At 69.6% G+C, this 13,273-nt stretch carries 10 protein-coding genes and 1 pseudogene; 5 read left to right on the top strand and 6 right to left on the bottom strand.

Annotation, left to right across the window (positions count from 1 at the left end; translation table 11 throughout):
• Positions 1-293 precede the first annotated feature (293 nt).
• Positions 294-1,439: an acyl-CoA dehydrogenase family protein gene (locus tag AB0J12_RS14120; protein ID WP_363264527.1), complete on the bottom strand. Its 1,146-nt coding sequence runs from the start codon at positions 1,437-1,439 to the stop codon at positions 294-296.
• 141 nt (positions 1,440-1,580) lie between these two features.
• A complete protein-coding gene (locus AB0J12_RS14115) occupies positions 1,581-2,174 on the bottom strand; it encodes a helix-turn-helix domain-containing protein (RefSeq protein WP_363264526.1) in 594 nt (197 codons plus the stop codon).
• Between the two features lie 127 nt (positions 2,175-2,301).
• Between AB0J12_RS14115 and AB0J12_RS14110 the strand changes: the two genes are divergently transcribed.
• From AB0J12_RS14110 to AB0J12_RS14100, 3 genes are all read left to right on the top strand, one after another.
• A complete protein-coding gene (locus AB0J12_RS14110; protein WP_363264525.1) occupies positions 2,302-3,384 on the top strand; it encodes a DUF2855 family protein in 1,083 nt (360 codons plus the stop codon).
• A gap of 73 nt (positions 3,385-3,457) precedes the next feature.
• On the top strand, positions 3,458-3,649 hold the full coding sequence (locus AB0J12_RS14105; RefSeq protein WP_363264524.1) for a hypothetical protein: 192 nt from the start codon (positions 3,458-3,460) through the stop codon (positions 3,647-3,649).
• Positions 3,646-4,440, top strand: coding sequence for an SDR family NAD(P)-dependent oxidoreductase (locus AB0J12_RS14100; protein ID WP_363264523.1), 795 nt, complete (start codon positions 3,646-3,648; stop codon positions 4,438-4,440). Before AB0J12_RS14105 ends, AB0J12_RS14100 begins: the two co-directional genes overlap by 4 nt.
• A 90-nt stretch (positions 4,441-4,530) precedes the next feature.
• Here AB0J12_RS14100 and AB0J12_RS14095 read toward each other — a convergent pair whose 3' ends face one another.
• The gene (locus tag AB0J12_RS14095) at positions 4,531-4,758 is read right to left on the bottom strand and encodes a hypothetical protein (protein WP_363264522.1); all 228 of its coding nucleotides are present in this window, start codon (positions 4,756-4,758) and stop codon (positions 4,531-4,533) included.
• Between the two features lies 1 nt (position 4,759).
• On the opposite strand from AB0J12_RS14095, the pseudogene AB0J12_RS14090 reads away from it, so the two are divergent.
• A pseudogene (locus tag AB0J12_RS14090) lies at positions 4,760-4,933 on the top strand (IS5/IS1182 family transposase); the annotation flags it as partial.
• Here the strand turns inward: AB0J12_RS14090 and AB0J12_RS14085 are convergent.
• Positions 4,919-5,851, bottom strand: a complete 933-nt coding sequence (locus tag AB0J12_RS14085) for a DUF2867 domain-containing protein (RefSeq protein ID WP_363264521.1) — start codon at positions 5,849-5,851, stop codon at positions 4,919-4,921. The pseudogene AB0J12_RS14090 and the gene AB0J12_RS14085 sit on opposite strands and share 15 nt — an antisense overlap.
• Positions 5,852-5,896: 45 nt before the next feature.
• Here AB0J12_RS14085 and AB0J12_RS14080 point away from each other — a divergent pair, with 45 nt between their 5' ends.
• Positions 5,897-6,550, top strand: coding sequence for a TetR/AcrR family transcriptional regulator (locus AB0J12_RS14080; RefSeq protein WP_363264520.1), 654 nt, complete (start codon positions 5,897-5,899; stop codon positions 6,548-6,550).
• Positions 6,551-6,791: 241 nt separating this feature from the next.
• Here the strand turns inward: AB0J12_RS14080 and AB0J12_RS14075 are convergent, their stop codons facing one another.
• Both AB0J12_RS14075 and AB0J12_RS14070 read right to left on the bottom strand, forming a co-directional pair.
• Complete coding sequence (locus AB0J12_RS14075; protein WP_363264519.1) at positions 6,792-7,070, bottom strand: hypothetical protein; 279 nt, start codon at positions 7,068-7,070, stop codon at positions 6,792-6,794.
• A gap of 69 nt (positions 7,071-7,139) precedes the next feature.
• Positions 7,140-13,127 carry a DNRLRE domain-containing protein gene (locus AB0J12_RS14070; protein ID WP_363264518.1) on the bottom strand — a complete coding sequence of 1,996 codons (5,988 nt, stop codon included), beginning with the start codon at positions 13,125-13,127 and terminating at the stop codon, positions 7,140-7,142.
• Positions 13,128-13,273 lie beyond the last annotated feature (146 nt).

Raw genomic sequence — 13,273 nt, 5'->3', positions numbered from 1 at the left:
CAGTGGTCTGCCGGCCGTCGGGGGGCGTCGCCCTCCGGGCCTCGGTCACCTGATTCAGTATCACAGTCGTCGGCAGCGACGGGTCGGCAGCTGCTGCCCATCACTTGCCCGTCGAGGGCGGTGGCGTTGGGGTGGTGGGCCACCGCTCTGAAGGCCGTCTGCACAAGGGTGAGAAGAAGGGCTTCCGGGAGAAGCAGCGCCTGCTCGGGGCCCGCGCCGGCCGTACCCTCCACGAGCGCCAGGGCCGCGACACCCCACTCGTCGACCCCACGCCGACACCCGAAGCGGGGCGGTCACAGACCGAGGTCGCGGCCGATGAGTTCCTTCATGATCTCGTTTGAGCCGGCCCAGATCTTGGTGACCCGGGCGTCGCGCCAGGCCCGGGCCACCCGGTACTCGTTCATGAAACCGTAGCCGCCGTGCAGTTGGACGCAGGCGTCGAGCACGTCGTTCTGCACCTGCGCGGACCACCACTTGGCCTTCGCCGCGTCCACGGCGGTGAGTTCGCCGTCGTTGTGTGCCATGACCGCCTGGTCGACGAACGCCTGGGCCACCTCCATCTGCGTCACCAGTTCCGCGAGCAGGAACTTGTTGTACTGGAAGGAGCCGATCGGCTGGCCGAATGCCTTGCGCTGCTTGGTGTATTCGATGGTCTCCGTGAGGATCTGCGCGGCGTGCGCGAGGTTGGCGACCGCCCCTCCGAGGCGCTCTTGGGGCAGTCGTTCCATCATGTGGATGAAGCCCTGATCGACTTCGCCGATGACATGGGTTTGCGGTACCCGGACGTTGTCGAAGAACAGCTCTGCCGTGTCGGACTCGGTCTGCCCCACCTTGTCGAGCTTGCGCCCCCGGGTGAAGCCCTCCATCCCCGTCTCCACGCCGAACAGGGTGATGCCATGGGCCTTCTTCTCGGGACTGGTCCGTGCGGCGACCACGACGAGGTCGGCCGAGTAGCCGTTGGTGATGAAGGTCTTCGACCCGTTGAGCACCCAGGTGTCACCCTCCCGGACCGCGATGGTGCGCAGGGCCGCGAGATCGGAGCCGCCGCCGGGCTCGGTCATCCCGATCGCCGTCACGATCTCCCCGGAGCAGAAGCCGGGCAGCCAGCGGTGCTTCTGCCACTCGGTGGTCAGATCGACCAGGTACGGGGCGACGATGTCGGTGTGGATGCCCAGGCAGGAGGAGAGTGCCGCATTCACCTTGGCCAGCTCCTCCGCCAGCACGGTGTTGTACCGGTAGTCGCGCGCCTCGCCGCCCCCGTACTCCTCGGGAATCTCCAGCCCCAGGAAGCCCTGCTTGCCGGCCTCGATCCATATGCCGCGCGGGATCCCGGCGGCCTCGATGAACTCGTCGGTGCGCGGGTGGACGTGGCGGTGCAGGAACTCCCGTACGGAAACCCGGAAAGCCTCGTGATCCGCTTCGAACATGCGGCGCTTCATGATCGCTCACCCCTCATCGTTAACTAAGCGCTTGCTCACCGTGCGCTGGCGGTCAACCTTGCTGGTGCGCGGTGCCGCCGTCAACCACCGGCCGTGGCGGCCCCGCTATGAGTCGGATCACAGGGCACGTCGGCGCCGGGCTCAGCTCCGCGGCATGCGCAGCGCGTTCGTCCACAGCCGGGTGACGGTCTCGACCAGCGTGTCGAAGGGCACGGATTCGCCCAGGACGAAGGTCACGTACGCAAGCCGGCTGACCATCGCGTTCAGGGCCCGGGCGGTGATCTCCGGATCGAGCTCCGGGTCCGCCAGGCCCGACTGCTGGAGGCGGGCGATGGCGGCGGCGCTGCGGTCGATGAACACGCGCGACCGCTCCAGCCGAACTCCCACGAACTGCGGGTCGACGGCGGCGGCCTGTTCCATGGCGGCCATGAGGCCGGCGTTGCGGCGATAGGACTCCAGGTAGGCGCGGTTGGAGCCCTCGACCCCTCGCCACAGGTCCTTGCGTCCGCCGTCGCCGTCGCCGTCACCGCCGTCGCTGACTCCCGCGTGCAGCATCTCGTCCTGCAGCCGCGCGAGGACGGCGGCGAACACGTCCTCCTTGGACGCGAAGTGCGTGTAGAAGCTGCCGGTGGCCACTCCGGCTTCGGCTGCGATGTCGACGATGCGGGCGTCCAGATAGCCGTCCCGCTCGAAGATCCGCCGGGCCGCGGCCACCAGGGCGTCACGAGTGCGCATGCCACGGCGGGTACGCGTCCCGGCCGGCTGTGGCTGCGCGGGCTGTTCGGTTCCAGGGTCAGGAGGGAGCATGTGCGCAGCCTACCCAGTATTGAATCCGAATCCGGATTCAAGTACGTTCCCGTCCATGAACAACACCGCTGCCACCGCCTGGAACCTGCTCGTCCGCCGCGACGACCTGTCCACCGCGGAGCTGGCCGACGATCCCCTCCCCCAGGTGCGGGACGGCGAGGCGCTGCTGCGCGTCGACCGGGTCGGCCTGACCGCCAACAACGTCACTTACGCCGCACTCGGCGACTCGTTCCGCTACTGGGAGTTCTTCCCCGCGCCCCGCGCCGGCTGGGGCATCGTCCCCCTCTGGGGCTTCGCCGACGTCGTCGCCTCCCGGGTCGACGGCATCGAGACCGGCAGCCGCTACTACGGCTACTACCCGTCCGCGAGCCACCTGCTGGTCCGCCCCGACCGGGTCGACGAGCGCGGCTTCCGCGAGGCCAGCCCCCATCGCGTGCCGCTGCCCCGGCCCTACAACGCCTACGCCCTCACCACCGGCGACCTCGCCTACGAGGCCGGCCGGGAGGACCTTCACGTCCTGTACCGCCCGCTGTTCTGGACCTCCTTCATGCTGGCCGACTGGCTCGTCGACAACGCCTGGCTGGGCGCGAAGAGCGTCGTCCTGTCGTCCGCCTCGAGCAAGACGGCCTACGGCGCCGCCCACCTGCTCCAGGGGCAGGGCTGCGAAGTGGTCGGCCTGACCTCCCCGCGCAACCTCGCCTTCACCGAGGGCCTCGGCTGCTACGACCGGGTGCTGACCTACGAGGACGTCTCCCGGCTCCCCCGGACCCAGACGCTGTACGCCGACTTCGCGGGCGACGAGCAGCTGTCCGCCCGGCTGCGCGCCCACCTGGGCGACTCACTGGTGCACGAGGTGGTCGTCGGCATCACCAACCAGGAACCCGCGCCCGCCGGCACCCTTGCGGAGACGGGGCCGGGCATGTTCTTCGCCCCCGACCAGATGCGCAAGCGCATCGGCGACTGGGGGCGGGAAGGGCTGGACCGCCGTTTCGCCGAGGCGTGGAAGGAGTTCCTGCCCGTGGCCGAGGGGTGGGTCGACATCGTGCACAGCAGCGGCCCGCAGAGCCTCGAGCGGGTCTGGCACGAGGTCCAGTCGGGTCGGACCTCACCGCGCACCGGCCACATCATCACCCCGTAGCCGATGGCCGTCGCGCTCGACGTGCAGCCCGTTGTGCACGGCCGCACTCACCCCGCCCCTCGAAAGGACGCCCATGGGCTACGTCTCCTTCGACAACGCCAAGCAGTACGCCAACGCCGCGCAGCGGACCTCCGCCTGGATCCGGGACCGCCGCATCAAGATCAGGGAACACATGGTGAGAGGCATCGTGGACGCCCTCCCCGAGATGCTGCAAATGCTGTTTCGCGGCCAGAACGCCGGCGAGCTCGTGCTGGAGTCGGCATGACCGCCGCCGAGGCCCTTCGGGGAGGGCAGACGGACGGCGCCGACCTCGCGGGCAAGGTGGCGATCGTCACCGGCGGTGCCAGTGGACTCGGCCGGGCCATGGCACTCGCGCTGGCGGAGGCCGGGGCACGCGTGGTCGTCGCGGACCTCGACGCGCGCGGCGGCCGCGAGGTGGCCGACCTGGTCGACGGCACCTTCCGCGCCTGCGACGTCTCCAACCTCGACGCCAACCACGCGCTGGTGGACTTCGCCCAGGAGCACTACGGCGGTGTCGACATCGCGCTGCTCAACGCGGGCGTGGCGACCGGATGCGGCGTCGGTGACGACTTCGACCCGGCGCGCTACCGCCGGGCGATGGGCGCCAACCTCGACGGCGTGGTCTACGGCACCCACGCGGTGCTGCCGGCGCTGCGGGCCCGCGGAGGAGGGGCGATCGTGGCGACCGCCTCCCTCGCGGGACTGGCGGCGGTACCGCTCGACCCCCTGTACGCGGCCAACAAGCACGCGGTCGTCGGACTCGCGCGCTCGCTGGGGCCGGCTCTCGCGCCGGACAATGTGCGCTTCAACGCGGTCTGCCCAGGATTCGCCGAATCGCGGATCATCGACCCGCTGCGCGACATGCTCTCCGAGCAGGGCCTTCCCGTCATCCCGGCCGAGGTCGTGGCGGACACGGTGCTGCGGATCGTCACCGGCGACGGTGCAGGAGAGTGCTGGTTCGTCCAGGCGGACCGCGAACCGGAACCGTTCCGCTTCCGCACCGTCCCCGGCCCGGGGAAGTCCGCCGCCGTCTGAGGCAGGTACGGCAACGCCCGGCCCGCAAGGCGCGGGTGTCACGGCAGCACCGGCCGCGCTCCCGCTTCAGTAGCGGTGCTATGTGTCAACTCAGCCCTTTGGCTGGTGCCGGACGGGCAGTACACGAACGACACCGTCGCTGCCGGCGGACTGCCGTAGCTGCTCGTTCTCGGCCTCCAGGACGGGTACAACCCGCGCCAGCTGTTGGAAGTCGGTACGCAGCTGGTTGTGCTCGGCGCGCAGGCGGGCGAGCTGGTGCTGCAGTTCGTCGTTCTTCCGCTTCAGGTCGTCGATGACCTTCGGGCGGGCGTCCTGCATACGGACCAGGGCATAGAACAACTTCGGCAAGCTCCGCCGCTGCACCGAACGACGCCGGATCTGCGTGGAGTTCTTCCTCCATCTCGCCACCGTCATCATCACTGTCCGTAGCCTCATCCGCCGGGCTTGGTACACCCATCGCTGGGACGCACGCCCCCGCTCACCCCGCATCCGATGGCCTGCTGACGGATGCTCCAGACGAGAGGGCCCGGCTCCGTTCTCCTGCGCTGGGCGCCGTGAGGGCCAACTTGCGGTGCGTACGCCGGAACATGGTGCGGGCCATGAAGGGGTGTACGCGCTTGACCACACCCCAGTAGAGCTGTGCGTGCAAGCTGTCGACCTTCACGGCCGTGCTGAGGGTGACGTACCGCTCATCGATCAGGATCGAGGCGTGGGCCGTCAGACCCGCCGTGTTCACGTTCAGGAGCAGCTCGCCGTCCGCTTGGGCGAGCACCGGGAAGCCACCGCGCAGGATGCCCGTCCAGGCCGCCGGGTCACGCGGCAGGCCCGGCAGAAGCTCCATGCGGTACGCGTCCTCGTAGTCGGTACGGTCGAGGGAGGTGCGGATCAGCCGTGCCGCCGCCGGTGTGGCGATGGCTTCAGGCCGGGCCCAGCCGAGCCGGTTCAGCAGCCGCACCCACGGTGACCAGCGCACAGGGTGGGCGACGCCGTCCGCCGCCGCCCGCTCGATGTTGTCGAAGATCTCCTCGACCATCGTGTCGTGGAGGTGCTGTATGACGCAGGCCCACTGGAGCCGGTCGAGGCCGCGGACTTCGATGTCGAGGACATGGCGTACACGGCAGCGCCCGGCGCCGAGTGGTTCGACCGTCAGCTCGTGGAAGCCGTCGAGGCCGTCGCCCGGCTGGGTGCCGAAGCGGACGCGGCGCCCGGGTTCGTACGCCGTGACGCGGTAGCGGATCCGGCCGTGCCCGCCGGCGGCACCTACGGCGAGGGGGCCGTCGAGGCGCATCCGCGGCCAGGCCGGGGTCGGGAAGATCGGGTCGTCCACGGCGGAGAGGCGGTCGAGCAAGGCGCCGACTGCCACCGCGGGGGCCTCGATCACACGCTCGTGGACATTGAGTATCGCGGTCATCGCGCACCTCCGTACGCCGACGTATGGTTGCCCATACGGTAGCGTATGGTCATGGTGCAACGGCAGCAACGACAGGACAAGAAGGCCCGGTTGTCCGCCCAGGACTGGGCGGACGCCGCGCTCACCGCGATCGGCGAGGGCGGCATCGCGGCCGTCGCGGTGGAGCCCCTGGCGGCCCGGCTCGGCACCACCAAAGGCAGCTTCTACTGGCACTTCGCCAACCGTGACGCGCTCATCGCGGCCGCCCTTGACCGCTGGGCGGAGATCAACACCGAGGGCACCATCAGCGAGGTCGAGACGGAACCAGACCCCAAGAAGCGGCTCCACCTGCTCTTCGCCGAAGCCATCAAGTCGGCCACGGCCGACCCGCTCGAGGTCGCGCTGCTCGTCACCGCGACGCATCCCCAAGTAGCGGCGACCCTGCGCCGGGTGACCGAGCGCAGGGTGGAGTACATCGCGCAGCTCTTCGCCGACCTCGGCTTCCCTGAACCGGAGGCCCGCCGCCGCGGACTGCTCGCGTACACCGTCTATCTTGGGCACGCCCAGCTCGGCCACGCGGTGCCCGCGATGCTGCCCCCGGAGGAGAGCGGGGAGTTCGGCGCGTATCTCAGCGAGGCACTCGAGGTGTTGATGATGCCCTACGCGGGCACGACGGACACGGCACCTCTCGATGGTCACAGAACGTCAGGAACTCCGTGATCATCAATCCGTGTCCGTCCGCGCCCCCAACTTCCCCAAGCCCATGGACTACTGGCGGACGCTCTTAGCCGGCAGGAGATCCAGCAAGAAGAGCTGAATCGCCGTCCGATACGACTGCTGATGATCCCTCAAGCGGCACCACCGGGAGCCCTCGCCAACGGCGGCCCGGGCGCCGGTCCCAACCGTGACAGGCCGCCGGAGTGGTGTCTCCGGCGGCCCGTCGCTGGTCAGATTGGCGTGCTCAGCTCCGGCCCCGCCACAGAAGCGCGAGGCCGATCAGGATCAAGCCGGCCCTGGCCGTCTCGCCCGCAGGCCCGCCTGCCAGTGCCCACGACAGGAGCGGGCGGCTCACGGACACGGCGAACAGGCCCAGTAGCGCGATACCGGCGCCCCAGACGCGCGGGCGGGTCACCGTTCCTTTGAGCCACCCGGGAGCCCGGCCGGTCACGGCGGCGAGTACCCCGGCCCCGGCCACGAGCAGGCCGACCACCATGGCCACGGCCGAATCGAATGTTCCCACTGTGTTGCCACCTCCTTACAGGTGCGGAAGCGGGCGTACCCCCGCCCGGGAGCGGGGGTACGCCGTTTCTCATTCGTGCGTCACGTACGGGTAGCCGAGGTACAGCTCCAGGATGACGCCGTGTGACTGGATGTTGAGCTCGTGCTGGAGCTTCGAGGCGATCCAGCCGTAGTAGCCGGCGATGACACCGAACACCACCGCGCCGATGTTGCTGCCGGGTATGGCTCCGAACAGTGCGGCGAGGATCGCGGCCTTGGAGGAGTTGCTCCAGAGCTGGTCGATGACGCTCGTGGTCCGGTAGCGCGTCATGTCGATCTCAAGACCCCACCAGTGCCAGTGATGAGCGTTGTAGTTGCGGTAACTGGCGCCGGTGACGTCCAGTTCCGTGATCGGGTTCTGCGCGGAGTAGTCGTACGCGTTCGCGCTTCCGCCGAAGACGGGGTCGGTCTGGCCGAACCGGCCCATGAGTACCTGCCCGCCGAGCGCGGCGGCGGACCGCTGGTACCCGCCGAGCCAGCCGTAGGTGCCCGGGGCGCTGCCGTCGGTCGTGCCGCCGAACTCCAGGTAGGTGAAGGTGGCGGTGACCGTGTTGGCGACGGGATCGGCGGTTGCCATCACGTCACCGTGCAGGTTCACCAGTTGCAGGGTGGTGCCGGCCGCGGTGACCGTGGCGGCGAGTCCCGCCGCGCTGTCGATGTTCCGGGTCCATCCTCCGAGGGAGTCGGAGACCCAGGTGGGGCTGTCGGAGCCGTCGGAGTAGTGGTTGGTGACGGTCCGTCCGGTGCGGCTGTCGGTGTAGCCGGCAGCACGCGAGCCCTGCGGGTCGAGCTGCCAGTTGAGCGTCGAGGAGCCCTGCGTCTGGCCGGCCACCATCCCGTTGGCGTAGTAGGTGGCCGTGAGGTCCCCGGCTGCGCCGGCGTCGGCAGAGGGTGTGGTGGTGACGTCCCCCAGCGTGTCGTAGGTGTAGCCCGCGTCGGTCAGCCGGTCCGCCGCGTCGTAGCTGTGGCTGACGGTGCTCGCGGAGCTGGTCTGGCAGCTGCCGTCCGCACTGGGCGCGGCGGTGCTTGCGGAGATCCGGTTGGAGTCCACGTCGTAGCCGTAGGTGCGGGTGGTGCACTGGGCGGACTGGACGTCGGCGGCGGAGACCAGCCGGTCGGCCGCGTCGTAGGTGTAGGACTGGCTGCTGTTCAGCACTTCCCGATTGGTCCAGTCCCCGTGCGCGTTGACCTCGATGCTGTCGGTGAGCGGTCCGCTCCACGCGGGGTTGGTGTAGCTGAGGTCGGTCGCGGTGCCGGTGGAATCGCGGGTGTACCGGCCTACGGTGCCGCCCGGGTAGGTCTCGGCGACCAGCTTGCCGTCGGCGTCGTAGGCGGCGGTGAACGTACCGGCCTGCGAGTCCGACTCGTCGGTCATGTCGCCGCTGTGGTCGTTGCCTCCGTTGTAGGTGAGGGTGGTGGTGCCCTTGCCGTCGTTCCGGCTGATCCGCCGTCCGGCGAGGTCGTAGGTGAAGCTGGTGACGTTGCCGGCCGCGTCGGTGTAACTGGTGATCTGGCCGAAGTCGTCGTACGCGGTCTTCAGGTGTGCCGTCGCGTTGCCGGCCGAGTCGACGCTCTGGGTGTCGGTGGGCAGTCCGGTCGCCGGGTCGTAGACGGTCGCGCCGGCGGGCACCGCCGCGCCCATGCCGCTCCCGCTCGTGGTGAGGGAACTGCCGGTGGCGCGACCCGCGGCGTCGTAGCTGGACGTCAGGGTGCGGGTGGTGGTGGCAGCGTCGGCTGCGGTGAACGTCTCGGTCTTGGTCAGCTCCTCCAGGTAGGTGTTGTAGGTGTACTTGACCACCGGCAGGGTCGCCAGGCCGGCGGTGCCGGGCTGTGCGGCGGGCTGCGTCTTGCAGACCAGGTCGGCCCAGGCCGGCTGGTTGCCACAGGAGGCATCGGCGCTGTTGGCGCTTGCGGTGTAGTAGATGGTGCGGGTGGTACCGGCCTTCGTGCCGCCGCTGTCGCTGGGCAGCCGGGACTCGATCAGCAGGGGCTGACCGCCGTAGAGGTTGGCGTCCTGGTTGTAGACGACCGACTTGGTGAGGGCGAGGTGCCCGGTCCCGGGGTCGGTGATGATCTGCAGCGGGGTGTGCAGGGTCCAGCCACTGGTGTCGGTGCCCCGGCTGTACAGGTTCTGCGTGGTGCGGGCCTCGACGTCCGAGTCACCGGGGACGGCGGTGCCGATGCTGGCGGTCACCGTCTCGGTGGTGACCAGGCCGTAGGGCTGGCCGTCGATGTCCACGTTCCCGTTGGGCGCGCCCTCGTCGTACACGTAGTGCTCGTGGGTGCGGACGGTCTGCAGACTGCCCGCGGCCATCGCCTGGTGGGCGGGGCCGTAGCTGTCGATCAGTTGGGTGCCGTCGGCCGAGTACAGGTTCCGGCTGTCCAGCTGGCCGGCCGTCGTCACCGGGTCGCTGTCGGCGAGCGCGGTGGCCCGGTTGGCGGCGGTCAGATCGCGTACCTCGTTGCCGTACTGGTCGTACTCGGTGGTGGTGATGGTCCAGCCGTTGTTGTAGACCGCTCTGTTCACCTCGCGCCCGTTGGCGTCGTAGTAGAGAACGCGGGCGTACGTCCAGTCGGACGGCGAGGTGCCGCTCGGCGCGTGGTCGGGCGGGAAGACGGCCACGGCGGAGACCGGGTTGTCCTGCTGTCCCCAGGTCGCTGTGGTGGCCGCGTCCATGTTCGTCGGGCCGCCGGCCGCGGTGGTCAGAGGCACGCTGTAGGCCACGGCGGTCTTGGCGGTCCCCCCGCCGTGCGCCTGGTCGTGGGTGCGGGTGACCGAGAGCAGCTTGCCGTAGTCCGGGCTGCCGGCCGTGGTGTTGTAGGCGAGGTTCCACGGGGCCAGCGTGCCGGGGGTGGACTGGGCGGCGCTGATCGAGGTGAGGCGTCCGAAGTCGGCGTCGCCGCTGGTCTCGTCGTAGGTGTAGGTGTTCTTCAGCGCGGGGCTGATGCGCGGGTCCCACTCGGCGATGAGGCGGCCGGAGGCGTCGTAGGAGTACTGGGCGACGGCGGTCCGGGTGAGCGTGGTGCCGTTGGAGGTGACGAAGTTGATCTGGGAGACGTTCTTCGTCGTGTTGTCGTAGACCAGTTCAAGGGCACGGCAGCCCGCGTCCCAGGTGGTCGCTGACGGCGGGCTGGGGCAGGCCGTGGTGCTGGGGGTTCCGGCGGCCGCGCCGGCGTCCGGGGCGATCACGAGGATCGGCTTGCCGTAGGCCGCGTCGGTGGCCGTGGCGTCGTACACGTAGCCGGTGGACCTGGCGCCCGCGGGCGGGGTCACGGTGGTGGGCAGGTACTGACCGGCCGCGCCGCCCGCCGGAGCGGTGAACGCCACCTGGTTGCCCTTGGCGTCGGTGAGGGTGAAGGTGCCGCCCTTCTTGGTCAGGTGCAGGCCCGCGGTGACGGCCGGACCCTGCGGGGAGTAGGAGGTCACCCCGCTGCCGTCGGTGCTGCCGGTGGCGAAGGTCAGCTCGGAGCCGTCCGCGCCGGCCAGCACCGTGTAGGTGCCGCCGTCGGTGAGCGACGACCAGGACGCGCCGGTTCCCTGGACGGGCAGGCTGGTGGTCCAGCCCGGGCCGAAGAGCGACGGTGATGCCGGGTTCAGGGAGTTGAACGTGCGGGTGGCCGCGAGGCCGCTGCCGAAGCTGGCGATCGACACGTCCGTGGCGCTCACGGACGCGTTGCCCGACTGCAGGCCCACCGTGACCGGTCCGGCCTGGGTGGTACCGAAGTCGGTACCCGTGCCGACCCGGTCGAGCGTGACGTTGACCGGCGGGGTGGTGATCGGGTTGTTGCCCGCGGAGTCCGTGAAGACGGCCTGGATCTGCAGCAGGCCGTCATCGGCGACGGTGTGGGTGACGCTCCAGGTCAGCGCCGGGGACTGGACTCCACCGGTGACCGTGTTCACCGCGGTCGGCCAGGTGACGGCCGACCCGCCGTTCGTGACGTCCCCGGTCGGAATGGTCGTGAAGGAACCGCTCGTGCCCTTGCGGTACTGGAAGGTGACCTTGGCCGACCCGGGTGGAGCGTTGGACTGCAGGGTGAAGGTGGTGGACGTGGTGTCCTGGTCCCGGGGGGAGGTCATACCCGCCGTGCCGGAGCCGAAGGAGAACGCGGTCACGGTGGACTGGTTGTAGGAGTCGTCGAAGGCTTTGGCGTACAGCGTGTGCCAGCCGTTGGCCGGGTTGACCGTCACGGTGAGCGGGTCACCGCCGGTGCCGTCGGGGTCGGCCACCTTGATGGCGGGGTTGGCGTTGTCCAGCGACCAGTAGTAGCCGGCGCCGTCGGTGGACGTGGTGTCCAGGGTGCACACTTCCGAGCCGGTGTGCGCCGACCATGCCCCGGACGGGTAGTCGGGGCAGCTGATGGTCGGTGCGGACGGCGGGGTGACGTTGAAGCCGAACTTGTTGTAGCCGGACCACGCGGACGTGTCGGTGCCGTCGGAGGCCTTGACCCGCCACTGGATGTGCGGCCGGGTCGAGCCGATCACTGTGGACGGCATGGTCACCGAACCGGACGTTCCCGAGGCCACCGTCTTGGTGCCGGTCCACATCACTCCGGTGCCCTCGGACGGGTAGGCCGGGTCGTGGGAGACCTCGAAGGTGAGGGTGACGTTTCCGCCGTCGGCGTCGGTGGACTTCGCCGTGAACGTGGGCGTCGCGGAAGTCGACTTGACCGTGCCCAGGGTGCTCGTCACCAGGGGTGAGGCGGACAGGCCGGTCGGAGTGCCCGGGGTGGAGTTGTAGGTGACGGTCAAGTGCGGCTCGGCCGAGTTGTCACCGGAGACGTAGTTCGCCGAGCGGAAGCGCCGCCAGGTGAGGGCGTCCGTCTCGGAGGCGCCGCGGATCTGGAACCCGTAGTTGGCCGAGGCGCCGGACGTCCAGGACTTGACGATGTTGTCGACGTCCCAGTGCATGTTGCCCGCGGGGCAGGACGAGTCGTAGCCCAGTGCCGCGGTGTTGGTGACGGCGTCGGTGGTCGTCGTGGCGGGCTGGGTGCCCCAGGTGATGGTGGAGGAGTCCCAGTTCGAGGTGATGCGGCGGACCTGCACACCCGCGCCGGTGGTGGCACAGGTGGACGAGTAGTACGAGTACAGCTGCAGGTCTGTGTCGAGGATGTGCTTGCCCGCGAACTTGGACACGTCGAACTTCAGGTACGAGCGGGCGACATGCGGTCCGCCGTCGTAGGTACCGGCCTTCAGTTCGGGCGAGGAGATCTGGGAGTCCGTGTAGTCCGGGTTCTGCACCCAGGTGTCCGTCGTCACCGCGAGGGTGGTGGCCGGGTCGACGATGACGGGATAGGTCAGGTCCTTGGTGGCGAAGAACGCAGCGGCCGGAGAGAGGTCCAGTGAGCTGTCCCCCGCCCTTTTGCCGGACTTCACCCGGGTGGGGATGGTGGCCTTGTGCTTCGGTTCACCCGAGCGCCGGTCGACGGAGGAGTCCCACATCGCCGGTGCGGGCGCGGAAGCGACCAGCTTGCCGGCCCTGTTCTTCAACCGCAGGTGACCCGACGTGTCCTGGGACAGTTCCATCCCGGACGTGCGGGTGGGCAGCGCGAACTTCAATGGCTGGGTGGGGGCCTGCCGGATCACCAGCACATGGGAGAAGCCCGTCGGCAGGGCCGTCACTCTGAGGTCCACGCCGGGCTGGACGTTCTCGTAGGTGGCGGTGTTCCCGGCCACCTTCGGCTTCGGAAGCTTGTCGGGCCAGGAGACGCCGTACGAGCGCCCCCCGTCCTCGAGCGAGGCGAACGAGTCCGTGCCACCGTTGGATATGCGCAGGTCGGCCGCGGCCCATCTCGGGTGCCAGGCACCCTTGGCGTCCTGCACGAGGGTCGTGTCGACCGGGTGCCAGGAGCCGGAGGCGTCCTTGACCCGCACCGGACCCGGGTACTGGCTCGACGTCCACGACCCGTCGGGGTTGGCGAAGGTCTGCGAGGTCTCCGTCCGTTCGGACATCACCTCCACCCGGCTGTGCTGCTTGCGGGCCGCCATCATGGCCGACAGGGCGTCAGGACGCTCTGTCACCAGCCGCGTCAAGGTCTTGCTCTTTTCGGACACGGCCTGGGCCGGCGTTGCGACGGCCGTACCCAGCATGCTGGACAGCAACGCGGTGGTTGCCACCGTCGCCGCCCATCTCTGTACGCGCGGGTTGATCAACCCACCGGCGAATC

The sequence above is a fragment of the Streptomyces sp. NPDC049915 genome (genome assembly GCF_040656475.1).
Classification (GTDB): domain Bacteria; phylum Actinomycetota; class Actinomycetes; order Streptomycetales; family Streptomycetaceae; genus Streptomyces.
Note: the sequence above shows the minus strand (reverse complement) of the source record. Positions and strands in the feature narration are given on the sequence as shown.